Raw genomic sequence first — 23,901 nt, 5'->3', positions numbered from 1 at the left:
GGCAAACTCTCGTCGCGCCGGTCTATTCAACATCCCAGTCGGCGGCGTGGACATCCCGCGCCGTGATCTCCGAGGCATCCATGGGTTCAACGGCAAGCGCGTCCGGTCCTCATCGTATCGTCGTCGTCGGCGGCGGTGCCGCCGGCCTTCAGTTGGTGACCAAGCTCGGCGATCGCCTCGGAAAGAAGAACCAGGCCGAGGTCGCTCTCGTCGACCGTGCCCGGACCCATATCTGGAAGCCGCTGCTGCACGAGGTCGCCGCCGGGAGCCTCGATGTCGGCCACCACGCGGTCGATTATCTCCACCACGCGCACCAGCACCATTTCCGATACCGGATCGGCCAGATGACCGGCCTCGATCGGGAGGCGCGAGAGATCACCCTGGCGCCGAGCTTCGATGCCGAGGGTCGGCAGGTCACGCCCGAGCGTAAGGTCACCTACGACACGCTGGTGATCGCGGTGGGCTCCACCACCAACGATTTCGGGACGCCCGGCGTCGCCGAGCACGCCATCGCCCTCGACACGCAGGAGCAGGCGGTGCGTTTCCACCAGCGCCTCGTGAATGCGAGCCTGCGGGCGCACACGCAGGATGGACCGGTGCGGCCCGGCCAGCTGCACGTCACGGTCATCGGCGCGGGCGCCACCGGCACCGAACTCGCCGCCGAACTCCACCGCACCCTGCGCCACGTGGTGGCCACGGGTCTCGACAAGATCGATCCGGACAAGGACATCCGCATCACCCTCGTCGAGGCCGCCGACCGGGTGCTCCCGGCGGTGCCCGAGCGCCTTTCGGCCGAGGTCATGCAGCTGCTGCGCGGAATCGGCGTGGATGTGCGCCTGAAGGCGCGGGTGACGGAAGTGCGAGCCGACGGCGTCGCCTTGGCGGACGGCACCTTCCTGCCCTCGGAACTCGTCGTCTGGGCGGCGGGGGTGAAGGCTCCGCCCTTCCTCCAGAATATCGGTGGGCTGGAGACCACGCGTACCAACCAACTGGTGGTGACGCCGACCCTTCAGACCACCCGCGACCCCGACATCTTCGCGATGGGAGATTGCGCCTATCTCGTGGAGGCGGGTTCCGATCGGCCGATTCCGCCGCGCGCGCAGGCGGCGCATCAGCAGGCGACCCACCTCGTCGGGCAGATCGAGGCCAAGATCGCCGGCAAGCCGCTCAAGCCGTTCAAGTACCGGGATTTCGGCTCGCTCGTGTCGTTGGGCCATTACTCCACGGTGGGAAGCCTGATGGGCTTCATCCGCGGCCAGAACATGCTGATCGTCGGCCTGTTCGCGCGGATGATGTACCGCTCGCTGTACAAGATGCATGAGCGCGCCCTGCACGGGACGATCAAGACCACGATCGATGCGATGGCCCGTGCGCTCACCCGGCGCACCGTCTCACGGGTCAAGCTCCACTAGAGCCGTATCCGACATGACTGCGCGAGACCGGTGGCGCGAGGTCCTTATTGCAAGGCGCTTTCTTTCGACGAACCGGCGACCACTTCGTCGGAAAGCGCTCTAGATCGACACGGTGAATCCCCTCCCCGCCTCATCCTGAGTTGCGGGAGAACAAAGAAGCTCCTCCAAGCACAAGGGAGAACGCCATGATCCTCATCACCGTGATGTACCCGGCCGGGCCGAAGTTCGACATGGGCTACTACCTGAACACTCACATGCCGCTCGTGCGCGAGCGCTGGTCCGGCATGGGCCTGCACGAAGCCACCGTCGTCACCGGCACGAGCACGCCGGACGGCGGGCAGGCTCCGTTCCAAGTGATGGCCCTGCTCAAGTTCGAATCGGCCGACGCCTTCGCCACGGCCGCCGCCGCCCACGGCGCCGAGATCTTCGCCGACATCCCCAACTTCACCGAGGCCCAGGCGCAGGTGCAGCTGAACGAGTTCGCATGATCGATGTCATCGAGGCCGTAAAGGAGGCTGATCCCTCCCTTGGCACCTACGTGCTGGTCCTGCGCGGCGACGCGCGGGCTCTGGCGGCGCCGGACCGTTTCACGCCGGAGGCGCAGGCCTGGATCGACGCCAAGGCGCCGGGAGCCAAGCTGGTTCAGGTGCCGGTGATGCTGAGCCCCTATCCGGGCGGCACGCCGACCCCGCGGACGCTCAGCGTCGCCGCCTTCGCCGATTCCCGCGAACTCGCGGCCTTCGCGACGGCGTGGACGAGCGATCCGATCGAGGACGAAGCCGAGGCAGGCTGAACCGCACCGTCGTTCTTGCGAGCGTAAGCGATGCACGGACGACGGTGGGATCTTCCGGGCTCACGCGGCGCGGATCGTCCGGATGGCCCTGAGCGCCTTGGATCGTTGAACCTCGAGCCGCCGGATCAGCGGGGAGAGATCCCCGCCGGCATGGGCGGCGGCTTCCAACTCGCGGCAGAGTTCCGACAGCCCGGCAAAGCCCAACATGCCCGCCGCCGAAACCATGGCGTGGGCGTCATGGGCAATTTCGCTCCGGTCGTTCGCCGCCGTGCGAAAACGCTGCGACAACTCCCCCGCCAGCATATCCAGCAGGCCGTCGACGCGCTCCGGACCGAAGCGCAGGCGCATCCCGTCGAGCACGTCTGCGTCGAGGATCTGCGGATCGACCTTGGGCGGGGCGCTCGGCACCGGCCGGGCATGGTGCTGGCGCGCACCGGGCTCGGTCCAGCGCCCGATGGTGGCGAACAGATCCTGCCGCTTGAACGGCTTGCCGACGTGATCGTCCATCCCGGCGCGGATCAGATCCTCGACCTGTTCGGGCAGGACGTTGGCCGTCATCGCCACGATCGGTACATCGCGCGCGGGCCCGGCGAGATTGCGGATCCGCCGCGTGGCCGCGAGCCCATCGACCCCCGGCATCTGCACGTCCATGAGGACGAGATCGAAACCGTGTCCTGCGGCGAAGGCCGACTCGACCGCCGTGACGGCCTCCTCCCCATCGACCGCGACCGCCACCTCGTAGCCCTGGGCTTCAAGGACGGCACAGGCGAGTTCACGGTTGATCGCGACATCCTCGGCGAGCAGAAGCCGAAGCCCGGGCTGCGCCCCGGCCGTCATGGGCTCGGCTTTCGCCTGGGTGTTTTCGTGGCTCGGCTCGTCGCCCCGTTGCAGCACGAGGGTGAACCAGAAGGTCGAGCCCACGCCCTCGCGGCTCGTGACCCCGATCGTCCCGCCCATCAGCTCCACGAGCTGATGCGAGATGGCCAGCCCGAGGCCGGTGCCGCCGAAGCGGCGGCTGATCGAATCGTCGACCTGACTGAACCGGCGGAACAGGCGGACCTGATCGGCCGGCGCGATGCCGATTCCCGTATCGGTGATCGAGAAACGCAGCGCCTCGCCCGTCCCGCCGCCGGACACGGTCCCCTCGCCTTCGCTCCGGACACTGAGCGTCACGGAGCCCTCCGGCGTGAACTTCACCGCATTGTTCAGGAGGTTGAGCAGAACCTGCCGCAGCCGTCCCGAATCGCCCACGACGAACCGGGGCAGCGCGGGATCGAGATCGATATTGATGGCGAGCCCGCTTTTCAGGGCGCTCCCGCGCACGATGGAGATCGCCGCGTCGATCATGCCGAGGAGGGGGAAGGACAGGGATTCGAGGGTCAGCTCGCCCGCATTGACCTTCGAGAAGTCGAGCACGTCGTTGACCACCGTCAGCAGGGCCGCGCCGGAATTCTGGATGAGGGAAAGACGGCGGCGATCCTCGCCGTGGATCGTGTCACCTTCGAGCAGCAGGTCGGCATAGCCGATGATGCTGTTGAGCGGCGTGCGGATCTCGTGGCTCATGGCCGCGAGGAAGTTGCTCTTGGCCGCGCTTGCCCGCTCGGCTTCGGCCCGCGCCGTCTCGGCATCGTGGTTGGCCGAGCGAAGGGCCGCCTCGGTCGCCTTGGAATCGGTGATGTCGAGATGCAGGCCGACCATGCGGACCGGCCGGTCGTCGGCACCGAACACCGTGCGTCCGCGCCCGTAGATCCAGCGGTCGCCGACACGGAACTGCGCGGCGTAGGTGCTGCGCGAATCGATCGACCGGCGCACCTCGTTCCAGGCATCGGCGGCATCGTCGGGATTGAGCAGGCCCGTCCAGGTCGCGGCGCTCAGGAGGCGCGGCCCGTTCGCCGGACAATCGAGGCCATGCATCCGCGCACTGGCGGGATCGAGGGAGACCACGCCGGTCTGCATGTCCCAATCCCAGGTGCCCGCCCCCGCCGCCTCCAGGGCGAGGCCGAGCAGTTGGCGCGCATCCTCCATGGCGATGCGCGCGGTGACGATGTCATCGACATCGAGCGCCGTGCCGAGCCATTCGAGGATGTCGCCATTGGCATCGAGCAGGATCGGCGAGATCGAGATCTGGTGCCAGCGGTACACGCCGTCATGACGGCGGATCCGCCACTGGCCGGAATAGCCGACGCCGCTGGCGAGCCCCTTGGTCCAGGCGGCCTCCATGGCGCTGGCGTCGTCCGGATGGTTGCGCGACAGGCGCTCCGCCCGGCTCGCGCCGATGGGGCCGTAATAGGTACGGAACTGCGCGTTGAGGTAAGTCGCCTCGCCGTCGCTGACCCGCATCGTCCAGACAAGGAGCGGCAGGCTCTCCGCAAGCCCGCGATAGCGCACATCGCTGCGGCGGACCGCATCCTGCACCCGGCGCATCTCGGTGACGTCGATGAGAACGCCGACCAGACCCGTGACCGTCCCGCCGGGATCGGTCTGCGCCACGCCGCGGACCACCACGTCGCGCAGGGTCGCGTCCGGCCGAAGGATCCGCGCCTCGTAGGCGAAGGAGCCGCCGGAGGAGAGGGTCTCCCGCACCAGCGCCCTCACGCGATCGCGGTCGTCCGGATGGTAAAGGCTCGCCAGCCGCTCGAAGTCGGGCGGCGACTCCGCGGGGTCGAGCCCGCAGATCCGGTAGAGGCCCGGCGACCACGCGACCCGTTTTTCCGCCAGGATCAGGTTCCAAGTGCCGATGGAGGCGAGCCATTCGGCCATCATCAACTGCGCGTCGGCGCTCTCCTGGGCGCGGGCGCGCAGTTCGATCTCGCCATTCTGCTTGAGGATGACGGCTTCGCGCTCCTCCACCACTGCATCGACCTTGGCGCGCTCGGCCTTGACCAGAGCGAGCCGGAGATGCGCGATCACCGTTTCCGCGAGATCGGAGAAAATGGCTTCCTCGTCCTCGGTGAAGTCACGCGGCTGCGTATCGACGAGGCAGAAGGTGCCGACAGGCAATCCGGGCTCGAGGGCGAGCGGGATGCCGGCGTAGAAGCGGATGCCGCGCTCGCCCCTGACTCCAGCGAGATCCTTGAAATCGGGATGCTCCCAGGTGTCGCGGGCGACGATGGGCACACCCTTCTCGACAGTGAAATGGCAAAAGGTCTGCCGCCGTGGCGCGGTGGTGGGGATCAACTCGCAGGGGGTCTTCAGCCAGACCTTCTCGTCGCCCATCAGCGCGACGAAGGAGCCCGCGACGCCGAAGATGCGCTTGGCCACCCGGCAGACCGCCTCGAAATGCGGTTCCGGCGCGGTGCCGAGAAGCCCGAGCGCAGCCATCGCCTCGACCCGCGCGGCCTCATCGCGCGCGGGGATGACGTCGCTCTCGCCGGGACGTTGTTCGACGTCGTGCCTCATGGGCTGCGACCTACCCTGTCCCCGCCAGACTTCCACCGCGTGCTATGCAGTACGGCTACGCCGGTCCTCAATATCGGCCCGCCGCACAAGACGGAAGGACGACAGCGGCACGGTCGAGGGAAATTGCTTAGGCTTGGCGAACGACAGGTACTGCCACGCCGGGCTACTCCGCCGCCTGCGCCCCCGGCACCGCCGCCAGGAGGTTACGGGTGTAATCGTGCTGCGGCGAGGCGAAGAGTTCTGCCGTAGGGCGCATCTCGACCACCGCGCCGCGATGCATCACCGCGATCCGGTCGCAGATCGTCGCGGCGACGCGCAGATCGTGGGTGATGAACAGCATCGCGAGCGACAGTCGCTTCTTCAGATCCTCCAGAAGGTCCAGAACCTGCGCCTGCACCGACACGTCGAGGGCCGAGACAGCCTCGTCCGCGACGAGCACGTCCGGCTCCATCGCGAGGGCGCGGGCAATGCCGACGCGCTGGCGTTGGCCGCCGGAGAAGGCGTTGGGGTAGCGGTCGTAGGCCGTGGGATCGAGCCCGACCAGGGCGAGCAGTTCCTCGGCCTTGGCGCGGGCCTGCTTCCCGGGCACGCCATGGGCAATAGGCCCGGCGGTGATGATCTGGCCGACCGTGCGGCGCGGATTCAACGAGGCGAAGGGATCCTGGAAGATCATCTGGATCCGGCGGCGCTCGCTGCGCAGGTCGGCAGGCTTCAGGGCCGAATAGTCGAGGTCGCCGACGCGGATCGTGCCGCCGTCGGGTTCGATCAGACGGATGGCGAGGCGCGCCGTGGTCGATTTGCCGGAACCGGACTCGCCCACGAGCCCCAGGGTTTCGCCCCGGCGCACGTCGAAGGTGACGGAATTGGCCGCATTGACCACGCGAGGCGGGCCGAACAGGCGGGCCTTGGTGACATAGGTCTTCCGCAAGCCGCTGACCGAGAGGGCGACGGGCGCGCCGTCGAGGGGCTGGCGCTGCGGTGGGTTCAGCGTCGGCACGGCCGCGAGCAGCTTCTTGGTGTAGGGCGCCTGCGGATCATGCAGGACCTGCGCGGCGGGCCCCGCCTCCACCAGCCTGCCCCGCTGGAGCACGGCGACCTCGTCGGCGATGTCGGCCACCACGCCGAAATCGTGGGTGATGAACATCACGCTCATCCCGCGCCGCTGCTGCAACTCGCGGATCAGTTTCAGGATCTGCGCCTGAGTGGTCACGTCGAGGGCCGTGGTCGGCTCGTCGGCCACAAGCACCGAAGGTTCGAGGGCGAGCGCCATGGCGATCATCGCGCGCTGCCGCTGGCCGCCGGACAATTGATGCGGATAGGCCCGCACGATCTCCTGCGGGTTCGGCAGGCCGACCTCGGTGGCGAGCGCCACCACCTTTTCCCGGCGCTCGGCCTTCGTGAACAGGCCATGCGCCTCGTACATCTCCGCGATCTGGTCGCCGATGCGCATGACGGGGTTCAGGGCCGTCATCGGCTCCTGGAAGATCATCGCCACCCGGCGTCCGCGGAGATCGCGCCACTCCGTCTCGCCGAGGGTGAGGAGATCGCGACCCTCGAAGGTGATGGAGCCGCGTGCGGCCTTCAGGGAGCGCGGCAACAGGCCGGTGAGCGCATAGGCGCTCATCGACTTGCCCGAGCCCGATTCACCCACCACGCAGAGGATCTTGCCCGCCTCCAGATCGAAGTTCAGCCCTTCGACGGCGTAGGGCCGGTCGGCCCCCTTCGGCAGGGCGATGGTGAGATCGCGGATGCGGACGATGGCGGAGGACCGTTCGGGCTCGGACATGGTCAGGCTCCCTCGGTGCGTCGGCGCAGGATGGCGGGCCCATCCTCGCCCAAATCCCAGAACAGGCCCGCCATGATCGCCATCGATTCCCGTGCCTGCGAGCCGAGCAGGTGCTCGTTCGGGGCGTGTTGCTGGCAGGCGGGATAGGAATGGGGCACCCACAGGGTCGGCAGGCCCAGAATCTCGGAGAAGGCGTCGTTCGGCAGCGATCCGCCGAGATTGGGCAGCAGGGCGGGCGCCTTGCCGCTGCTCGCCTCGATCGAGCCGAGCGCCCAGGTCACCCACGGATCCTCCACCGGCAGGCGGGTCGCCATGAACACTTCGGACCCACGGGCCGGGCGCACCGCGACCATGGGGAAGCCGTGGGCGTCGAGATGGGCGCGGACGTTGTCGATCAGCGACTGCCATTCCGTGCCGACGACGAAACGCAGTTGCAGGACCGCCTTGGCATGGGGTGGCACGGCGTTGACCGGTCCGTCCGGATCGCCGGTGCGGAAGGCCAGCACTTCGAGGGCGTTCCACCCGAAGACCCGCTCGGCGGGGGAGAGGCCCGGCTCGCCCCAATCCTCATCGATGGTCGGCGCGGTCGGATCGGTGCCGACGCGGATGTCAGCCAGGGCGGCGCGCACGCCCGGCGGGATCGGTGGCGGGCGCAGACCCGGCACGAGGATGGTGCCCCGCGCATCGACCAGCGAGGCGATGGCACTGGCGAGCACGGTGCCGGGGTTCCGCAGCAGGCCGCCCCAATTGCCGGAATGGTGGCCGCCATCGCGCAGCTCGACGGCCAGCTCGAAATTGAATGCGCCGCGTGAGCCGAGGAACAGGGTCGGCCGCTCGGCACTGAGGCGCGGCCCGTCGGACGCGATCAGCACGTCGGACGCCAGCGCCTCGGCATGCTCGCGGCAGAAGGGGCGCAGGCCCGGCGAGCCCAACTCCTCGCCCATCTCCACGAGGAACTTCACGTTGAAGCCGAGGCGGCCCTGCCGTGACCGGATCACATGATCCAGGGCCAGGAGGTTGAGGATGTGTTGACCCTTGTTGTCCGCCGTGCCGCGCCCGTACCAGCGGTCGCCGTCCACCGTCACGGCCAGGGGGTCGAGGTCCTCGCGCCATTGCTCGGGGTAGTTCCGCACCGTGTCGCCGTGGCCGTAGATCAGCACGGTCGGCAGGTCCGCGCCCTCCTGGCGGCTAGCGATGAAGAGCGGGCCGTGGACGCCATCCGGGTTGGGGAGGATCCGCCGCTCCTGGAAACCGAGGCGTTCGGTGAGCGGGTCCAGGAAGCGCGTCAGGTAAGCGTGCAGGGCTTCGTCCTGGCCGGGCTTCTGGCTTTCGGTCGGCATCGCCACCGCCTCGCGCAGGAGGTTGAGGTAACCGCCCGCGTCGAAATCGGCCGTAGCCCTGGCAATGGCGTCGTCGCGCGTCATGAGATTTCTCTGGAAGGCGAAGGTCGTGACACTCCCGTCCTTGCGGGCGGAGCGAAGCAATCCAGGGCCGTGGGACGTTTCAAACCGTGGCGTGTCCCTGGATCACGTCGCTACGCTCGCGATGACGGTGGTGGAAACATCAGTTCCGGGCCTCGGGGGCGGTCACATCGCGCAAGCCATCGCCCAGGAGGTTGATGGCGAGCACGAGGATGAGCAGCGCCACGCCGGGGATGGTGATCACCCAGGGCTGGAAGAACATGTACTGCTTGCCCTCCGCGATCATCAGTCCCCACGAGGGCAGCGGCGGCTGGACGCCGAGGCCGAGGAAGGACAGGGCGGCCTCGAGCAGGATCGCGTGGGCCATCTCCAGCGTCGCCACCACGATCAGCGCGTTGGCGATGTTCGGCAGGATCTCCTGCAGGACGATCCGCAGGGAGGTGAGACCGGAGGCGCGGGCCGCGCTGATGAAATCCTGGTTGCGGATCTGTTGCGTGGCCGCACGGGCGACCACGGCGAAGCGGTCCCAGAGCAGAAAGCCCAGCACCAGCACCACGACCTTCAGCGAGCCCCCCACGAGGGAGGCCATGGCGAGCGCGACCAGCACGACGGGAAGCGCGAGGCGGGTGGTGACGATGTAGCTGACCACCGCATCGATCCGGCCCCCGAAATAGCCGGCGCAGACCCCCAGAACGGTGCCGATGATCCCGGAAATCAGGGCTGCCGAAATGCCGATCAGCAGAGAGATCTGACTGCCGTAGAGCAGGCGGCTGAGATAGTCGCGCCCGAGCTTGTCGGTGCCGAGGACGTGGTCCCAGGTACCCTTGGCCTGCCAGATCGGCGGGATCAGCCGCCGGGACACGTCCTGGGCATAGGGGTCGTGCGGCGCGATGAGCGGCGCGGTGAGCGCCGCCAGGACGATGAGAGCGAGGAGGCCGCCGCCGATCAGGCATCCCCCGTGGCGCAGGCCCCGGCGCAGGGCCAGGGCCCCAGGCGAGTGGATGGCGGCGGGAGCCTGGACCGGGGCGACCTGCGCCTCCGGTTCCTGCGGCAGGGTGGCTGCGGCGAGGGCCGCGGAGTCGCGGGGCAGGGTCATCACTGGCGAAGCCTCGGATCGAGGAGCGCGTTCAGCAGGTCGGCGGCCAGGGTCAGGGCGATGTAGATCATCGCCAGCACCAGCACGATCGCCTGGACCACGGGGAAGTCGTTGCGGGCGATGGATTCCCAGGCGAGTTGCCCGAGTCCTTGAAGGGAGAACACCGCCTCGATCACGATGGAGCCGCCGAGCATGAAGCCGAACTGCACCGCCGCCAGCGCGATGACCGGGATCACGGCGTTGCGCAGGGCGTGCCGGATCAGAATCTTGCGCGGGGGCAAACCCTTGGCTCGCGCCGTGCGGACGTAGTCGGACGACAGGACTTCCAGCATCCCGTTCCGCGTGAGCCGCATTACGGCGGGCATTGCGTAGTAGCCCAGCGCCACGGCAGGCAGGACGAAGTGCTTCCACGTCGCGTTGCCGGAGACCGGTAGCCAGCGAAGGTTCACGGAGAAGATCAGGATCAGCGTCAGGCCGAACCAGAAGCTGGGCATGGCTTGGCCCAGCACCGAGACCGAGAGCGCGAGCCGGTCGATCCAGGTATCGCGGCGCACCGCCGCCACCACGCCCAGCGGGATCGCCACCAGAAGCGCCACCGCCAGCGCGATGACACCCAGGAAGAGCGTGATCGGCAGCCGCGCGGCCAGCAGGTCGATCACCCGCTCGCGGAAGTAGAACGAGTTGCCGAAATCGAGATGGAGCGCCTTCCAGCCCCAAGCCAGGAACTGCGTGACCAGGGGCTGGTCCAGCCCGTAATCGCGGCGGATCTGCTCGATCTGCGGCCCCGATGCGTCGGGACCGGCGATGGAGGTCGCGAGATCGCCGGACAGGTGGAGGAGTAGGAAGCTCGCCACCGCCACCGTGAAGGCGACGGCGATGGCGACGAGGATGCGCCGGATCGTGAAGGCGATCATAGTCCGCGCCCCCTTACTTCCACGACGCCGCGTAGAAGCGCGGAACCTCGTCGGGCTGGGCGGTGAAGTTCAGGTCGGAGGTGAAGGCGTAGTTGGTCGCGTAGGAGAACATCGGCAGCGCGTAGGCCTGCGACGCGATCCGAGCCAGCGCCTTGGCATAGGCGGCCTTGCGCTTCTCGGGATCGAGGGAGGTGTCGCCCGTCTGGAGATCGGCGATGACCTCGGGATCCTTCGTCAGATCCTCTTCGCCGCCGCGGAAATAGACGCCGTCGAAGGCGGAGACGTCGTTCACCGAGAACGAGCCCCAGGTCTGATAGCCGATGGAGACCTTGCCCGCCCGCAGCGAGTCGCGGAACGCGGCATAGCGCAGGTAATTCAGGCGCACCTTGATGCCGACCGCACCCAGATAGCCGATCACCGCCTCGGCATAGTCCCGCTCGCGATAGGCGCCGAGATCGATCTCGAAACCATTTGCGTAGCCGGCTTCCTTCAGGAGCGCCTTGGCCTTGGCCGGATCGTAGGGGTAGCGCATGACGCCCTGATCGGTGCAGCCGAACTGCTCGATATAGCAAAGCGAGTTCATCACACGGGAATTGCCGCGGACGAGGTTGTCGACCATCGCCTTGCGATCGACCGCGTAGGAGATCGCCTGCCGGACGCGCACATCCTTGAGGGGCGAGTTCTCCTTGGCCCGGCCGAGGGTATCGAATTGGAGGAAGCCGACCCGCATCGTCTCGGCATTGAGCACGGTGAGGTTCGGGGCGGCCTTGAGCTGGTCGGCCTGATCGCTCGGCACCCGCCAGATCCAATCGACCCCGCCGGTCATCAACTCCGCCATCCGGCTCTCGCCATCGGGGATGATGCGGAATTCGAGCTTGCCGATCTTCGGCTTACCCAGCGGGCTGCCGTCCCAGTACTTGTCGAAGCGCGCCATCTTCACGCTACGGCCGTTCTCGACCGCCGTGATCTTGTAGGGCCCGCTGCCGATGGGCGCCTTGGCGAACCCATCGAGACCGACCTTCTTGAAATAGGCGGCCGGGAAGATTGGCGTCGGGCCTGCAAGATATTCCAGGGCCGCCGGGAAAGGTTGCTTGAGGTGGATGCGGACCGAATGCGGGCCCGTCACCTCGGCGGACTTCATCCAGTCCACGTTCTGGCGCGTCACGGTGCGCGCTTCGGGCGTCAGGACGTAGTTGAAGGTAAAGGCCACATCTTCGGGACTGAGTGAATCACCGTTGTGGAAGGTAACGCCCTCGCGGATCACCAGATCGAGGGTCGTATCGTCGACCCATTTCCAGCTCGTCGCGAGCATCGGCTCGTAAGCGCCGGTTTGTGTATTGCGGTAGATCAGAGTGTCCCAGCAGTTTCGCGCCAGTATAACACCCTCGCGGAGGTTGTTATGGTAGGGGCTGACGTTCTCTGGCTCCGAATCGGATGCGTAGACTAACGTGTCGTTCGCTTTACCGGCGAAGGCGGGTCCCACCACGAGGCTCGTGGCAAAGGCGACGGCGAGGGTGCGTACGAGCATTCGAATCGGCTTCCCTACTGGGGTTTCGGGGCGGTCTCGTTTGCTGATTTTTTGACCTTGCCAGCATGTTGTGCAGGAGCCTTCGCAACAAGTACAATTTAGCGAAGGGAGCATTGCCGAATCGGCAACGGAGCCGGAATGCAGACCACGAGCCTGCGCTACTTCCTGACGGTTGCCCGCACGGGCTCCATCGCGGCCGCCTCGTCCACCCTGAATGTCGCCGCCTCGGCGATCAGCCGCCAGATCGCCAACCTCGAAGCCGAGCTGGATTGCGTGCTGTTCGAGCGCCTGCCGCGCGGCATGTCGCTCAGCCCGGCGGGCGAGCTTCTGGCTCGCCACGCGCATCAGGTGCTGGTGCGGGCCGATCAGGTCGTGATGGAGATCCGCGAGATCGAGGGATTGGCACGGGGCCGGGTCAGGGTGGCCTGCTCGGAGGGCTTCGCCCTGGACATCATCCCCACCGTGATCGCGGACTTCCATGCCGACTATCCGGGCATCCGCTTCGAGGTGACGATGCTGCCCCCGGCCCAGGCGACCCATCTCGTCGCGCAGGGTGAGGCGGACATCGCCATCACCTTCGCCATGGCACCGGTGGATGGGGTGGATGTGCTCTATGACGGCACGGTCGAGATGATCGCCTTGGCCGCGCCCCACCATCCGCTGGCGAAGGAAAAGGACCTCTCGCTGTCGGACATGTTGAACTTCCCCCTCGCCCTGCCGACGCGGGACACGACCGTGCGGCTCGTCTTCGACGCGGCGTGCCAGGCGGAAGGAATCGTGATCGAGCCGGTGCTGACGGCGAACGTCCTCTCGGCGCTGCTGCCCTTCGTGCGCCGCTCGCGCGGCCTCGCGCTGATGTCGGCCCTGCCGGTGCAGACGCCCCTGCGCCACAACGAGATCGTGAGCCTGCCGATCCGCTCGCGGGTGCCTCTGACCCGGCGTATCCAGATCCAATCCTTACGCGGGCGGCGCCTGCCCCGCTCGGTTCAGTCGTTCGTCAGCCGCATTCGCGCAGCCCTGCCGCCGCCCCTGGAGACGTCGGCTTGAGGTGATGCCTCGACATAGGATGGAAACATGCCCGTCCCACTCTGATCGCGCGGAGTACGGGACGATGCTCGAAGACGAATACGACGGCACCCGATCGCGCCGGATCGACCGGGCCCTGCTCCTGGCGGCCCTGGTATCGTTCTGCTTCGGCTGCACCGCCATGCTCGCCGGATTGATCCGGTGAGCGAGGGCACGGGCCGCCGGACGGATGAGACGGGCCGGGCCGCGCTCCTTTTGATGGGAAGCGGCCTTATGCTCCTGATCCTGGCCGTGGTCCTGGTGGGTTTCCCCTAAGCGAGAGCCGTATCCGACCGAGTTGAGCCGCCGCTGTCGATGGATTCTCAGGCGTCTTTGCGAGCACAGCGAAGCAAAGACGGAGGTACGTGAGCCAACGTGGTCGAAGACGGCGCTAGCGCGTCGCCCGCTCGACACCCGGCGCGGCCGTCGCCTCCATACGAAGCCGGTCGTGGCGCCAGTCTGAGGGGGGCTCGAAAGTGCCCGCCCAGATCCCCTTGCGGGTCGCCCAGGCGCGCGCCTCCTGCCGGACATAGGCCGTCGAGACTGAGCGGCTGGCGAGCGCATAACCCTGGCTCACGAGAAAAGCCGACAGATCTTCACCGCCGACCTTGCAGGTCGCCTGAGCCCGTCCCTTGCCGTCGAGCTTGTGCGGTTCGCAGGTCACCGGCCCCTCCCCGATCCGCTTGCGCAGCAGCCGGGTCGCCTCGTGTCCGCACGGATAGGAGCGGCCCGCGGCGGTCTCGCACAACTGGCCCTCCTCCGGCGCGTCGATGCCATAGAGGTGGACGCGGACACCGCGGAGTTCGAGCGTGTCGCCGTCCACCACGGTGGCGGGACCGGCAAGGGTCTCCGCGGCACAGGGGGCGCAACCGAGGAGGGCGAGGGCGAGAACAAATCTCCGCATCGAAAGGTCCAGATCCACACTGCTTTGTCGGGCTGACGCCGGAAGCGACAATCCGTGGACGATGTTTGTGGCGGTTTTGTCGAAACGTTGACTTAACGGCGAGATGGCGTCGCCCCGGCGGGAACGGCACCACGGGCGGCCCGTTAAGGTTGCATGCGAACGCTCACCACCCTCGCCTACGGCCTCGCCGCGACCCTGGCTCTCATGGTCGCCACCTCGCACGTCATCGGCCCGCCGAACCCGGACGACGGGCGGCGCGGCGGGCTTACGGCGGCAACGGTGCTGGGCAGCGACGGATCTCAGGCCGACGCGCTACGCGCCACGGCCCGTCCGTCGAGCTAGAGCGCATTCCGACGAAGCGGATGCCGGTTCGTCGCAAGAATGCGCGTCAAAGCTAAGAGCTAGAACCGCCGACCTGATGCAATCAGGTCGGATACGGCTCGAGGGTGATCAGACGCGGTCGCGACCGCCGCGCTTGACGATGACGCGGGTGCCCACCGGCACGCGTTCGAACAGGTCGGCCACATCCTCGTTCAGCATGCGCACGCAGCCGGAGGACATCTGCTCGCCGATGCTCCACGGCTCATTCGTTCCGTGGATGCGGAACAGGATGTCGCGATTGCCCTGATAGAGGTACAGGGCACGCGCCCCGAGGGGGTTATCGAGGCCGCCCTTGCGGGTGCGCGGCAGATCGGGATGCAACGACACCATGGTCGGGGTCGGGCTCCAATCCGGCCAAACGCCCTTCCGGCCGACGCGCGCCTCACCCTTCCACGAGAAGCCCGCTTTGCCGACGCCCACGCCGTAACGCTCGGCCCTGCCGCCCTCCTGCACGAGGTAGAGCTGCCGCTGATCGATGTCGACGACGATGGTGCCGGGCGCTTCCAGGCCGGTATAGGCGACCGTCTGGCGACGGTATTTCGGATCGAGCCTGCCGGTGTCGACCAGGGGAATGTCGAAGGGCTTATCGGCCTTTGCGCCGATGTACCAAGCCGAGTCATCGTCCTGCGCGAGTTGCGCCTGACGGGTCTGGCAGGCGCCGAGCGGCAGGGCAGCCAGCAACGCCAGACATGCCGTCCTGATGCGGTGACGGTCGTTCGGGCGCGTGGCGGCCATGACCTTTCCTTCTGCAACTTTGATTTGCTTGCCTAACCCGATCTCGTCCGCACCGATGTAGCTTTTGCGCCGCATCTTCCGCCCTAGATCGTCCCTACAGGCAGGAGGCGCCCATGCCCGAGACCCAGATCGAGGCCGAAAACACCATCGAGGCGCCGCCGCTCGACCTGCGACCGGCGATCCATCTCGACCATTGCGTGATCCACGTCAGCGACTGGGACCGGTCGAACGCCTTCTATCGGGACGTTGTCGGCGCCGAGATCATCGAGCGCGGCCCCGGCTTCGCCTATCGCTTCGGCGGCGTTCAACTGAACTGCCACGGGCCGGGTGTGAACGCCGTACCGGTCGCGGCGCAGCCGGTGCTCCCCGGCAACAGCGACCTGTGCTTCCGCTGGTCGGGGACGATCGAGGAGGCCATGGCTCACCTCGAAGCTCTGGGCGTACCGGTGGAACTCGGTCCCGTCGAGCGCCACGGCGCAGCGGGCGCCGGGCAGAGCGTCTATTTCCGCGATCCCGACGGATCGCTCCTCGAATTCATTACCTACCCGGCGGAATGAGGCGGGGGAGACGGCCTCCCGCCAGCCCCGCCTCAGCCCCGGCTCTCCGCCAGGGCCTGGTTCGTCTGTTCGAGACGCGTCGCCAGCACCCGCATCAGGGCGATGCTGATCTGGGGGAACTGCGCCAGCAATTCGAGGAAGACGCCCCGGTCGATGCGAAGCGCAGTGACGGCGGTCTCCGCCGTGATGGTGGCCGAGCGGGGCTGATCGGCCAGGATGCCCATTTCGCCGACGAGCGCATCGGCGCCGAGCAACGCGAGGCGCACGGGACCGGCCGGTCCGTCGATGCTTACCTCGGCGCTGCCTTCGAGGATGACGTAGGCGGCGTCCGAGACGTCGCCCCGCGCGAAGAACTTCTGGCCGGGCTCGAAATGCACGCGCTCGCTGGTGAAGGCGAGCAGCTTGAGCCGCGCGGGCTCCACCTCCCGGAACAGCGGGACTTGCCGCAGGGACGAAACCTCGGTGTCGAGGGTCATGCAGGGCTCCGCGACCGGAAGGACAACCGGACGGCGAGATATCGCCAGCCGCCGTCATCCATGCGGCTCGGCGGGTTTTTGTCCAGCCCCGTGCGCGCCCTCGCCCTCGCGGCGGCCCTCTTGCTCACGCCTTCCGGTGTCGCAGAGGCCCGGCTCTCACGGGCGGAACTGGATCGGGTGGCCATGGCGCCGGAGCCCGGGGCACGGGCGCCGTTGAATCTGCCCGTCACACGGGCGGAGGATGGAACCGCGACGAGCCTCGGCGCCGTGCTCGGCGGGCACCCGGCCCTATTGCTGCCGGTGGATTACACCTGCGCCAATGTCTGCGATCCGATGATCGGCCTGTCGGGCGATGCCCTGGCCGCCACCGGTCTCGATCCGAGGGACAGGCGGCTCATTCTCATCGGGCTCGATGCGAAGGACGATGCGGCGACCGCCCGCGACCGCCTCTCTGCGATCTGGGGGGACCGGCCCGGACGTCCGGCCGCTCTCGTGACGGACGCGCCCAGCATCGCACGCCTCACCACGGCGCTCGGGTACCGCTACGCCTACGACCGGGATACGGACAGCTTCGCCCACCCGGCTGTCGCTCTGGTGCTCACCGGGGACGGACGCCTTGCCCGCGTTCTCTCGCCGCTGGCCATGGATCACAAGGTCCTGCGCCTTGCCCTCACCGAGGCGGGCGAGGGCCAAGTCGGCTCGCTGTCCGACCGCCTGATCCTGCTCTGCTACGGGTACGACGCCGCGAAGGGCGCTTACACTCCGCTCATCGGTCGGGTCCTGACGATGCTCGCGGCGGCGACGGTCTTTGCCATCGCCACCCTCATCCTCGTCCTCATTCGTCTGCGTCGTCGGCAGGAGGCGAGCTGATTCGTCTCAGCGCCGCGTGGCAAGGCCCTGTTTGTGCTCATCCGGCGCGTCGCGCTTGGCGCTGACATTCGGCTGCGGCGAATCGATTGGATCCTCGCGGGTCGTCGGATGGGCCGCGTCCTCGGGCGCGGGCATGGGCGGCAGGGGAGCCTGGTTCGGCTCTACCTTCCGCGCATCCTGGTTCACCATGTTGCGATTGGTCATGCGCTGAGATCCTGCGTTGCAACGAGCGGCTGATGCACCTGAATGTTTGCAAGCCGCGATGTAGTCGCCAACGTTTTCGTGCGTGCAGCGGTTGCCGCCAAGCTTAGCGACGGTTTCCGGCCCAGCTCGCAGGCCTAGCAGGAACCTTGGTTATTGCTGAAGGTTGTTGCCGAGTGCAGTGAAGCCTGAGGAGGAACTGATGGCATCCGGAAACTCGACCTCGAAGCGGGGCTTTGCCTCGATGGATATCGAGCGTCAGCGCGAAATCGCCAGCAAGGGTGGCCGCAGCGTGCCCGCCGAGAAGCGCTCCTTCTCGCAGGACCGCGAGCTGGCGTCGTCCGCCGGCCGCAAGGGCGGTCAGTCCACCGGGACGGGTCGCGGCGAGTAATCCTTGACGAGTGAGTTGCGTACACGGCGCCGCGTCCCCTGGACCGGCGCCGTTTTTTTATTGCGCGCTGCACACCCCAACAAAAAAGCCCCGCCGAAGCGGGGCCTTTTAAGGAAAGCGACGATTCTCAGGAGATGCAGCGGCCGGGGATCATGCGACGGGCCTCGGGCCCGACGAGGGAGCTGAGCGGCGCTTCGCAGCCCTCGCGCTGGAAGCGACGGACAGGCTTGGGGGTCGGGCTGCCAGGCAGTTGAACCTCGCTCGCCACCGGCCCGGAGGCGCGGCTGCCGCGCTCGATGCCCGCGACCCGAGTAGGACTCAATGCCAGGGAGGCGGGGCGCATGCCGGGAAGGACCGCCGGGCTGGCCGGAGCCGAAACAGGAACCGTCGGCGCCCACTGATCAGCACTGTCCCGGATCACCGGCTGAGCGAGCACGGTGAGCAGAGCAGCAGGGGCACTGATTCCGAGAATGACACCAGACCGCCGCATCACCGTGACCCTCACGAAGAGCTTGACAGGATGTTCTGATAACGCGGATTGCGTTATCTGGTTCCTCGACTGTCACGCTTCCTTAAGAAGTCAGTATTCGCCCCGCCGAGAGGGCAGCGTGCGGCGACGCACCCCCGTTATCCACAGCCTCTCCCTGTGGTGCAAAAAACACGCACGCTCAAAAAATAACGGAACCGGGGTGCTATCCGGCGGTTCTTGTCACACCCGGCCACTTGGTCCTCCCCGCATTCCCCTTGTGCATCGGCCGGAACCTCATCGACGGGCTGGAGCGTGCTCCGGCCCGTTTCTTTATGTTCGGGGCATGAAAAAGCCCCAGCGGATGCCGGGGCTGTTTCAAAGGAGACGTTGCGGAAGCGAGCCGGTGTAGCCGTCTCGTTAAGCTGACTTGGCCTCGCGGCGGCGGGCCGTCTGCTGGAAGAACAGCGCCTGGCTGATGACGGCCGAGACGTTCGCGGGCTGGAACGGCTTGGCGATCAGGAAGGCGGGCTCAGGCCGCTCGCCGGTGAGGAAGCGCTCCGGATAGGCGGTGATGAAGATCACCGGAACCTCGAAGGTCTTCAGCAGGTCGTTCACCGCATCGAGGCCGGACGAACCGTCCGCGAGCTGGATATCGGCGAGGATCAGACCCGGGCGGGTGTCGCTGCTGGCGATCTTGACCGCCTCGGTGCGGGTGCGGGCGACGCCGATCACGTTGTGGCCCAGGCCCTCGACCAGCGCCTCGAGATCCATGGCGATGAGCGGCTCGTCCTCAATGATGAGGATACCGGTCGCCATGTCGGCGGCGAGTTCACGACCGGCCTCGTCCACGAGATCGCGAACCTCGGCGACGTCGACCCCGAGGATCGTCGCGGCATCCTCTTCCGAGAAGCCTTCGAGGCAAGAAAGCAGGAAGGCCTGCCGGGGCAGCGGCGTGATCTGACCCAGGCGGACTTCCGCCGGGAGATCGTGCTGAACCTGCTCGCTGCGACCGTTGACCGAGAGCGAGTTCCAGATGCGCGTGAACACGCGGAACAGGTCGGCCTTGATGTTGGTGCTGCGCCCGAGCGTGTCGGGCTCGTTGACCAGGGTCTCAAGGGTCGCCGCCACGTAGGCATCACCCGCCACTTGGCTGCCGGTCAGCGCCCGCGCGTAACGGCGCAGGTACGGCAGATGCTGCACCACGAGTTGCGATGTCGACATTCGTTCTACCTGTGCCTCACAATGACCTCAGGCAACGCCCCGCCGTGACCGGTCGGAAAGGTGCCTGGGCCGTGACTTATATGACCCTTGGCTTCCCGCCCAACGCGGGTGCGCACGCTCCGTTCCGCGAGAAACGGAACCGAATTGCAGAGCGGGCGTTGCCGCCGAGCCATGACGCAACTCGAGCCGCAGCACAATGTGGCCGTGTGAATGCGCGCAACAAGGGGCGCTTGGATGACGGTGGACGGATCTGGAGAGGATCTCCGGAACGACAAATCGTGCGCCCAGGGCGACGCTGAGATGGCCGAGGGTGAAATGTTGTCCGAACGATCCGAGATCGACGCACCGCACGACGAGCCGAGCCGACGGGACCCGCGCGAAGCCGCGACACTGACGCCGCACATTCGCGACCGGATCGCCGGTCAGCTCCGGGCGATGTACGATTCCGTGGCGAGCCAACCGGTGCCGGACCGTTTCGCGGACTTGATCGCAAAGCTCGACGCGACCGAGCGCGACGTATCCTGACTGCGTTCTGATTTCTATCGCTTAAAACGAAGAGGGCCGCCCCAGTGGGGCGGCCCTTTCCGTACCGACCTTCAGGATGTGAAGGTTAAAGTGTCGGCGAACGGCCGCGCATCAGGCCAACGACGGCCGAAATCGCGAAGAGGACGATCGCAACGAAGAACACAAGCTTTGCAGCTTCCATGGCGGTGCCGGCAATGCCACCGAAACCGAGCAGAGCCGCCACGAGAGCGACGACGAGGAAAGTGACGGCCCAACCCAACATCGCTGTAATCCTTCTAAAGCTCCGGCACGTCCGAATGTCCGTGCTGATGATTGCCTACAAAACGCCAAGTTTGAGCTTCGGTTCCCAGGATCGTAGCCATTCTGTCGCAGCCAACGGCAACCGGCGGACAGGAGGAACGGTCGGGACCGCCCGGCGTTCGTGGAAGGGTCAGAGATGCCATGTCTGAGGTGAGCGATGCCTGCTTTCGGGTTCAGGACTGCACGTAAGCCTGCGCGCTCGACCGTCGGCGCCATCCCCGCTCGCGTGTCGGCACTCAAGTCGGGGCTCGGGAAGACGGTCTCCGACCTCGTGGCCACCATCGTGCGTGGCCTCGGCCCGGCACCGGTGTTGCAGCCCATCCCGGTGCGCGTGCGCGACCAAAGACGCCATCAGCGTTGAGAGCAGGATAAACTGCTTTGATGGCGAGATAGGCGCACGAAGTCGGCGGACTGATCGTAAAAACCGGTTCCTAGCGCGTTAATCAGTTGTTTACCGGTGTTGCCGGGCCACGCATTGCGCGCCTAATCCGACGGCTGAGGCGAATCGGACGGGGGCGGGCGTGCGTCAGGCTTTGGGACGCCGGAATGGTCTATTCCGGCGTGTCGCCGGGGCCGTGAAGAACGGCCTCTCCGCTGGAAAGGGACGTCGTCGGCTCGTCGGCCCGGCCGTGGCCGGTCTCGTTCTCGGCCTCGGGTCGGTTTCTGTCGGATCTTCCCTCGTGCAGGCCTCCGAGCGCGATGGGGTCGCGGGCTTTTTCGAGATGTTGTTCGGTGGCGGCGCTCCGCGTCAGGCCGAACTGCGCCCGCCGCCTCAGCCGACCCGCTACAACACCCTGCCGCCCCATAGGCTCGACCGCACGCCCAGACGGATCGTGCACACGCCGCGGCCGGAAGCCTTCCGCTTTGCAACGGTCGAGCGCCACAGCCGACAGAATCCCGAGATCGTCCGATCCGCAAGCGGGGATACGACCGTGTGCGTGCGCCGCTGCGACGGCTATCTCTTCCCCCTCGGGACGCTGCACGACCGCACGGACCTGCCCGTCCACCGTAACGCCTGCGCCGCCGCCTGCCCGAACGCGGCGACGGACGTGTTCACGCTGGCGGCGGGAGAGACCGAACTCGAACGCGCCGTCGGCCCCAATGGCCGCCCCTATCGGACTTCGGCCTCCGCCAATGTCTACCGCCAGCGACGGGTGGCGGATTGCTCGTGCCAGCCCCTCGGACGGGCGACCCATGCTTCACTCGAGAGCGATACGACCCTTCGCCCCGGCGATATCGTCGCCACGGGCACGAGCGCGCAGGTCGTCACCCGTATCCGCGCCGGGCGTGTCGACATGCAGGATTACCGCCGCGCCGCCATCGGCAAGACCGAGGTCCGGGCGATCGAGGCGCGGGTCGGCACGATCCGCCGGGAAGCCGCCGCACGCAGCTTCCGCCAGCAGCTCAGAGCGGCCGAGCGCACCCCGAGCGTGGTGCAGGTGGCGGGCGCGGGTGACGGCTTCATCCCGGCACGCGCGAGCCTGCGCATCGTCTCGCCCTCGCCCTACCTCCGCTGATCGCAGCCCCTCGCACCCTTCGGCCCGACGGCATCAGGCCAGCGGTTCTCTGTCCTCTATCGCGTGCATTCTTTCGACGAACCGTCGATCACTTCGCCGGAAATCGCGCTAGATGCGGCCCATGGCAGAGACCGACGATACCAATCCCACCCTCAACCCGGCCATGCCGGAGCCGGGGCATATGGAAGAGGTCGCGCGGCTCATCCGGCGGCGGGTCGCCGGCAATCGCGGCCCGTTCACCGCCACGGGCACTTGCACCTATGTGGTTGGGCGCGGCCGTGTTGCGGTGATCGACCCCGGCCCCGACGATCCGGCCCATCTCGACGGGCTGCTCGCGGACCTGTCGGGCGAGACGGTGGAGGCGATCCTCGTCACCCACACCCATCGCGACCATTCGCCCGGCGCCCGCCGCCTGAAGGAGGCGACCGGTGCGCCGATCCTTGGCTGCGGCCCGCACCGGGCGGCACGTCCCCTCGGCGAGGGCGAGACCCCGGCGCTCGATGCCAGCGCCGACCGGGAGCATCGCCCCGACCGGGAGATGGCGGAGGGCGATACGGTCACAGGTCCGGGCTGGACGCTCACGGCGGTCGAGACGCCCGGCCACACGATGAACCATCTCGCCTTTGCGCTCCCGGAGGCGGATTCGCTGTTCTCGGGCGATCATGTGATGGCGTGGTCCACGACGGTCGTCGCCCCGCCCGACGGGCAGATGCGGGCCTACATGGACTCCCTCGACAAGCTGCGCACGCGCAGCGAGGCGACCTACTGGCCCGGCCATGGCGGGCCGGTGCGCGATCCCAACCGGTTCGTGCGCGGCCTCGCCGGGCATCGCCGCCAGCGGGAGGCCGGCATCCGCAACCGGCTCGCGGCGGGCGACGAGCGCATCGCCGAGATCGTGGCAGCAGTCTATCAGGCTCTCGATCCGCGTCTGCGCGGGGCGGCTGCGCTCTCGGTCTTCGCGCATCTGGAGGATCTGGTTTCGCGCGGCCTCGCCCGATCCGACGGACCACCCCTCCTGCACAGCCGCTATTTCGCGGCGAGTGCCAAGTTCGACACGTCGTCCAGATAGGCGCGGATGCGGTCGGCATTACCGCCGAAGTCGCGGTTGCCGAGGCGCGAGGCCGAGCGGACGTCGATCCGCGCCCCGTCCGCGCGGGGGCGCACCCGCACGGTCACGTCGTCGGGCAGGTTGAGGACAAGGCCGCGAGCGATGGCGTCGATGCGCCCCTGGCCCATCCGCCCGCCGGGCCGGATCGCTTCCACGATCTGCCAATGGCGCTTCAGCGCCGCCTGCCGGGCGAGTTCGAAAGCTTGGTCGGCATCGATGTCGAGGGTGAGCGGCGCGATCTGCGGATAGGCCTTGCGCTGCATGTCCCGCGCCGCGCGGCCGGGATCGGGGGGCAGGCGCCCATCCCGCGCGGCGAAGGCGACGCGCGAGCGCGAGAAGGCGGGCGGCAGGTCCGGATCGGTCGAGATGTCCGACAGCGCGGGCAGCCGTGCTCCGCGCAAGCCCGCATAGGCCGGATAGGCCAGCACCATCACCGCGAGCAGCAGCCCGCCCAGCGCCGCCCCGAGGCCGCGGGCGCCCTCCTGCCAGACGCGCACGAAGGCGAAGATCGCGGCCAGGATCGCGAGCACCGCGACGCAGAGCCCCGCCGCCAGCGCCACCAGCGCGGCCGACACGTCGGCACGCGGATCCCGCACGATGAGGAGGGCGATGCCCGTGGCGAAGAGGGAGAAGACCGCGAGGTGCCGGGCCAGCGGTCCGGCATGGGTCACGGGGTCCTCGACGAGCAGGCGGCGCATGGATTTCCCTGGGGCACGTCGCGGCCCGCTCATGACGGCCGCCACGGAGCCGATCGCTCGGCTGTCGTCTTACGCGGGCGCGCGGCGCCCGGCCAGCCCGTTGCCTTGCATCAATTTTTCCAGACACGGCTGAC

General features: G+C 67.7%; 26 protein-coding genes. 12 read left to right on the top strand and 14 right to left on the bottom strand.

The genetic code is table 11. The features are described from left to right. Positions 1-80: 80 nt before the first annotated feature. From J4O73_RS09800 to J4O73_RS09790, 3 genes are all read left to right on the top strand, one after another. On the top strand, positions 81-1,412 hold the full coding sequence (locus J4O73_RS09800; protein WP_426216792.1) for an NAD(P)/FAD-dependent oxidoreductase: 1,332 nt from the start codon (positions 81-83) through the stop codon (positions 1,410-1,412). A 185-nt stretch (positions 1,413-1,597) separates the two neighbouring features. Next, positions 1,598-1,900, top strand: a complete 303-nt coding sequence (locus tag J4O73_RS09795) for an EthD family reductase (RefSeq protein WP_426216790.1) — start codon at positions 1,598-1,600, stop codon at positions 1,898-1,900. Then, positions 1,897-2,205, top strand: coding sequence for a hypothetical protein (locus tag J4O73_RS09790; RefSeq protein WP_426216788.1), 309 nt, complete (start codon positions 1,897-1,899; stop codon positions 2,203-2,205). The genes J4O73_RS09795 and J4O73_RS09790 overlap by 4 nt, the downstream gene beginning before the upstream one ends. 60 nt (positions 2,206-2,265) lie before the next feature. On the opposite strand, the gene J4O73_RS09785 is transcribed toward J4O73_RS09790, so the two are convergent. The 6 genes from J4O73_RS09785 to J4O73_RS09760 all read right to left on the bottom strand — a co-directional run bounded on the left by J4O73_RS09785 (position 2,266) and on the right by J4O73_RS09760 (position 12,349). Beyond that, on the bottom strand, positions 2,266-5,604 hold the full coding sequence (locus J4O73_RS09785) for a PAS domain-containing protein (RefSeq protein ID WP_426216786.1): 3,339 nt from the start codon (positions 5,602-5,604) through the stop codon (positions 2,266-2,268). Positions 5,605-5,767: 163 nt separating this feature from the next. Then, positions 5,768-7,390 (bottom strand): ABC transporter ATP-binding protein, encoded by a 1,623-nt coding sequence (locus J4O73_RS09780; protein ID WP_426216784.1) that lies wholly within the window; start codon positions 7,388-7,390, stop codon positions 5,768-5,770. 2 nt (positions 7,391-7,392) lie between these two features. Next, a complete protein-coding gene (locus tag J4O73_RS09775; protein WP_426216782.1) occupies positions 7,393-8,814 on the bottom strand; it encodes a M20 family metallopeptidase in 1,422 nt (473 codons plus the stop codon). A 139-nt stretch (positions 8,815-8,953) separates the two neighbouring features. Beyond that, entirely contained in the window at positions 8,954-9,907 is a 954-nt protein-coding gene (locus J4O73_RS09770) for an ABC transporter permease (protein WP_426216780.1), read from the bottom strand. Further along, a complete protein-coding gene (locus J4O73_RS09765; RefSeq protein ID WP_378967041.1) occupies positions 9,907-10,821 on the bottom strand; it encodes an ABC transporter permease in 915 nt (304 codons plus the stop codon). Before J4O73_RS09765 ends, J4O73_RS09770 begins: the two co-directional genes overlap by 1 nt. A gap of 13 nt (positions 10,822-10,834) precedes the next feature. Continuing rightward, the gene (locus tag J4O73_RS09760; RefSeq protein WP_426216779.1) at positions 10,835-12,349 is read right to left on the bottom strand and encodes an ABC transporter substrate-binding protein; all 1,515 of its coding nucleotides are present in this window, start codon (positions 12,347-12,349) and stop codon (positions 10,835-10,837) included. 138 nt (positions 12,350-12,487) lie between these two features. Between J4O73_RS09760 and J4O73_RS09755 the strand changes: the two genes are divergently transcribed. After that, entirely contained in the window at positions 12,488-13,396 is a 909-nt protein-coding gene (locus J4O73_RS09755) for a LysR family transcriptional regulator (RefSeq protein WP_426216778.1), read from the top strand. Between the two features lie 409 nt (positions 13,397-13,805). Here J4O73_RS09755 and J4O73_RS09750 read toward each other — a convergent pair whose 3' ends face one another. After that, positions 13,806-14,318: a thermonuclease family protein gene (locus J4O73_RS09750; protein ID WP_426216776.1), complete on the bottom strand. Its 513-nt coding sequence runs from the start codon at positions 14,316-14,318 to the stop codon at positions 13,806-13,808. Positions 14,319-14,471: 153 nt separating this feature from the next. Between J4O73_RS09750 and J4O73_RS09745 the strand changes: the two genes are divergently transcribed. Next, positions 14,472-14,660 (top strand): hypothetical protein, encoded by a 189-nt coding sequence (locus J4O73_RS09745; RefSeq protein ID WP_426216775.1) that lies wholly within the window; start codon positions 14,472-14,474, stop codon positions 14,658-14,660. A gap of 108 nt (positions 14,661-14,768) precedes the next feature. Here the strand turns inward: J4O73_RS09745 and J4O73_RS09740 are convergent, their stop codons facing one another. Then, positions 14,769-15,434 (bottom strand): L,D-transpeptidase, encoded by a 666-nt coding sequence (locus tag J4O73_RS09740; RefSeq protein WP_426216773.1) that lies wholly within the window; start codon positions 15,432-15,434, stop codon positions 14,769-14,771. Positions 15,435-15,547: 113 nt separating this feature from the next. On the opposite strand from J4O73_RS09740, the gene J4O73_RS09735 reads away from it, so the two are divergent. Beyond that, on the top strand, positions 15,548-15,991 hold the full coding sequence (locus J4O73_RS09735; RefSeq protein ID WP_426216772.1) for a VOC family protein: 444 nt from the start codon (positions 15,548-15,550) through the stop codon (positions 15,989-15,991). Positions 15,992-16,023: 32 nt separating this feature from the next. Here J4O73_RS09735 and J4O73_RS09730 read toward each other — a convergent pair whose 3' ends face one another. Beyond that, the gene (locus tag J4O73_RS09730; protein ID WP_426216770.1) at positions 16,024-16,467 is read right to left on the bottom strand and encodes a cyclic nucleotide-binding domain-containing protein; all 444 of its coding nucleotides are present in this window, start codon (positions 16,465-16,467) and stop codon (positions 16,024-16,026) included. Between the two features lie 78 nt (positions 16,468-16,545). Between J4O73_RS09730 and J4O73_RS09725 the strand changes: the two genes are divergently transcribed. Further along, positions 16,546-17,337, top strand: a complete 792-nt coding sequence (locus tag J4O73_RS09725; protein ID WP_426216768.1) for an electron transporter — start codon at positions 16,546-16,548, stop codon at positions 17,335-17,337. 6 nt (positions 17,338-17,343) lie between these two features. On the opposite strand, the gene J4O73_RS09720 is transcribed toward J4O73_RS09725, so the two are convergent. After that, positions 17,344-17,541, bottom strand: coding sequence for a hypothetical protein (locus J4O73_RS09720; RefSeq protein WP_426216767.1), 198 nt, complete (start codon positions 17,539-17,541; stop codon positions 17,344-17,346). Between the two features lie 199 nt (positions 17,542-17,740). Between J4O73_RS09720 and J4O73_RS09715 the strand changes: the two genes are divergently transcribed. Then, a complete protein-coding gene (locus tag J4O73_RS09715) occupies positions 17,741-17,929 on the top strand; it encodes a general stress protein (RefSeq protein WP_283207231.1) in 189 nt (62 codons plus the stop codon). Positions 17,930-18,056: 127 nt separating this feature from the next. Here the strand turns inward: J4O73_RS09715 and J4O73_RS09710 are convergent, their stop codons facing one another. Both J4O73_RS09710 and J4O73_RS09705 read right to left on the bottom strand, forming a co-directional pair. After that, a complete protein-coding gene (locus J4O73_RS09710; protein WP_426216765.1) occupies positions 18,057-18,419 on the bottom strand; it encodes a hypothetical protein in 363 nt (120 codons plus the stop codon). Between the two features lie 396 nt (positions 18,420-18,815). Further along, complete coding sequence (locus J4O73_RS09705; protein ID WP_378967062.1) at positions 18,816-19,619, bottom strand: response regulator; 804 nt, start codon at positions 19,617-19,619, stop codon at positions 18,816-18,818. 300 nt (positions 19,620-19,919) lie between these two features. On the opposite strand from J4O73_RS09705, the gene J4O73_RS09700 reads away from it, so the two are divergent. Then, the gene (locus J4O73_RS09700) at positions 19,920-20,144 is read left to right on the top strand and encodes a NepR family anti-sigma factor (protein ID WP_426216764.1); all 225 of its coding nucleotides are present in this window, start codon (positions 19,920-19,922) and stop codon (positions 20,142-20,144) included. Positions 20,145-20,229: 85 nt separating this feature from the next. Here J4O73_RS09700 and J4O73_RS09695 read toward each other — a convergent pair whose 3' ends face one another. Continuing rightward, the gene (locus J4O73_RS09695; RefSeq protein WP_007568853.1) at positions 20,230-20,406 is read right to left on the bottom strand and encodes a DUF1328 domain-containing protein; all 177 of its coding nucleotides are present in this window, start codon (positions 20,404-20,406) and stop codon (positions 20,230-20,232) included. Between the two features lie 195 nt (positions 20,407-20,601). Here J4O73_RS09695 and J4O73_RS09690 point away from each other — a divergent pair, with 195 nt between their 5' ends. From J4O73_RS09690 to J4O73_RS09680, 3 genes are all read left to right on the top strand, one after another. Further along, entirely contained in the window at positions 20,602-20,805 is a 204-nt protein-coding gene (locus J4O73_RS09690) for a PA1414 family protein (RefSeq protein WP_426216761.1), read from the top strand. A gap of 319 nt (positions 20,806-21,124) precedes the next feature. Next, positions 21,125-21,961 (top strand): DUF2865 domain-containing protein, encoded by an 837-nt coding sequence (locus J4O73_RS09685; protein WP_426216759.1) that lies wholly within the window; start codon positions 21,125-21,127, stop codon positions 21,959-21,961. Between the two features lie 163 nt (positions 21,962-22,124). Beyond that, on the top strand, positions 22,125-23,030 hold the full coding sequence (locus J4O73_RS09680; RefSeq protein ID WP_426216896.1) for an MBL fold metallo-hydrolase: 906 nt from the start codon (positions 22,125-22,127) through the stop codon (positions 23,028-23,030). On the opposite strand, the gene J4O73_RS09675 is transcribed toward J4O73_RS09680, so the two are convergent. Further along, positions 22,988-23,767, bottom strand: coding sequence for a DUF1499 domain-containing protein (locus tag J4O73_RS09675; protein WP_426216758.1), 780 nt, complete (start codon positions 23,765-23,767; stop codon positions 22,988-22,990). The two genes, J4O73_RS09680 and J4O73_RS09675, sit on opposite strands and share 43 nt — an antisense overlap. Positions 23,768-23,901: the final 134 nt, after the last annotated feature.

The organism is Methylobacterium sp. NFXW15 (genome assembly GCF_049887755.1).
Taxonomy (GTDB): Bacteria; Pseudomonadota; Alphaproteobacteria; order Rhizobiales; family Beijerinckiaceae; genus Methylobacterium.
This window is presented reverse-complemented; position numbering and strand designations above follow the sequence as displayed.

Coding starts and splice junctions, on each gene's coding strand:
- J4O73_RS09680 (WP_426216896.1), top strand. CDS start 22,125: ATGCCGGAGCCGGGGCATATGGAAGAGGTCGCGCGGCTCATCCGGCGG.
- J4O73_RS09690 (WP_426216761.1), top strand. CDS start 20,602: ATGCCTGCTTTCGGGTTCAGGACTGCACGTAAGCCTGCGCGCTCGACC.
- J4O73_RS09760 (WP_426216779.1), bottom strand. CDS start 12,349: ATGCTCGTACGCACCCTCGCCGTCGCCTTTGCCACGAGCCTCGTGGTG.
- J4O73_RS09730 (WP_426216770.1), bottom strand. CDS start 16,467: ATGACCCTCGACACCGAGGTTTCGTCCCTGCGGCAAGTCCCGCTGTTC.
- J4O73_RS09715 (WP_283207231.1), top strand. CDS start 17,741: ATGGCATCCGGAAACTCGACCTCGAAGCGGGGCTTTGCCTCGATGGAT.
- J4O73_RS09700 (WP_426216764.1), top strand. CDS start 19,920: ATGGCCGAGGGTGAAATGTTGTCCGAACGATCCGAGATCGACGCACCG.
- J4O73_RS09775 (WP_426216782.1), bottom strand. CDS start 8,814: ATGACGCGCGACGACGCCATTGCCAGGGCTACGGCCGATTTCGACGCG.
- J4O73_RS09780 (WP_426216784.1), bottom strand. CDS start 7,390: ATGTCCGAGCCCGAACGGTCCTCCGCCATCGTCCGCATCCGCGATCTC.
- J4O73_RS09720 (WP_426216767.1), bottom strand. CDS start 17,541: ATGACCAATCGCAACATGGTGAACCAGGATGCGCGGAAGGTAGAGCCG.
- J4O73_RS09705 (WP_378967062.1), bottom strand. CDS start 19,619: ATGTCGACATCGCAACTCGTGGTGCAGCATCTGCCGTACCTGCGCCGT.
- J4O73_RS09695 (WP_007568853.1), bottom strand. CDS start 20,406: ATGTTGGGTTGGGCCGTCACTTTCCTCGTCGTCGCTCTCGTGGCGGCT.
- J4O73_RS09755 (WP_426216778.1), top strand. CDS start 12,488: ATGCAGACCACGAGCCTGCGCTACTTCCTGACGGTTGCCCGCACGGGC.
- J4O73_RS09790 (WP_426216788.1), top strand. CDS start 1,897: ATGATCGATGTCATCGAGGCCGTAAAGGAGGCTGATCCCTCCCTTGGC.
- J4O73_RS09735 (WP_426216772.1), top strand. CDS start 15,548: ATGCCCGAGACCCAGATCGAGGCCGAAAACACCATCGAGGCGCCGCCG.
- J4O73_RS09750 (WP_426216776.1), bottom strand. CDS start 14,318: ATGCGGAGATTTGTTCTCGCCCTCGCCCTCCTCGGTTGCGCCCCCTGT.
- J4O73_RS09710 (WP_426216765.1), bottom strand. CDS start 18,419: ATGCGGCGGTCTGGTGTCATTCTCGGAATCAGTGCCCCTGCTGCTCTG.
- J4O73_RS09765 (WP_378967041.1), bottom strand. CDS start 10,821: ATGATCGCCTTCACGATCCGGCGCATCCTCGTCGCCATCGCCGTCGCC.
- J4O73_RS09675 (WP_426216758.1), bottom strand. CDS start 23,767: ATGCGCCGCCTGCTCGTCGAGGACCCCGTGACCCATGCCGGACCGCTG.
- J4O73_RS09770 (WP_426216780.1), bottom strand. CDS start 9,907: ATGACCCTGCCCCGCGACTCCGCGGCCCTCGCCGCAGCCACCCTGCCG.
- J4O73_RS09800 (WP_426216792.1), top strand. CDS start 81: ATGGGTTCAACGGCAAGCGCGTCCGGTCCTCATCGTATCGTCGTCGTC.
- J4O73_RS09740 (WP_426216773.1), bottom strand. CDS start 15,434: ATGGCCGCCACGCGCCCGAACGACCGTCACCGCATCAGGACGGCATGT.
- J4O73_RS09785 (WP_426216786.1), bottom strand. CDS start 5,604: ATGAGGCACGACGTCGAACAACGTCCCGGCGAGAGCGACGTCATCCCC.
- J4O73_RS09745 (WP_426216775.1), top strand. CDS start 14,472: ATGCGAACGCTCACCACCCTCGCCTACGGCCTCGCCGCGACCCTGGCT.
- J4O73_RS09795 (WP_426216790.1), top strand. CDS start 1,598: ATGATCCTCATCACCGTGATGTACCCGGCCGGGCCGAAGTTCGACATG.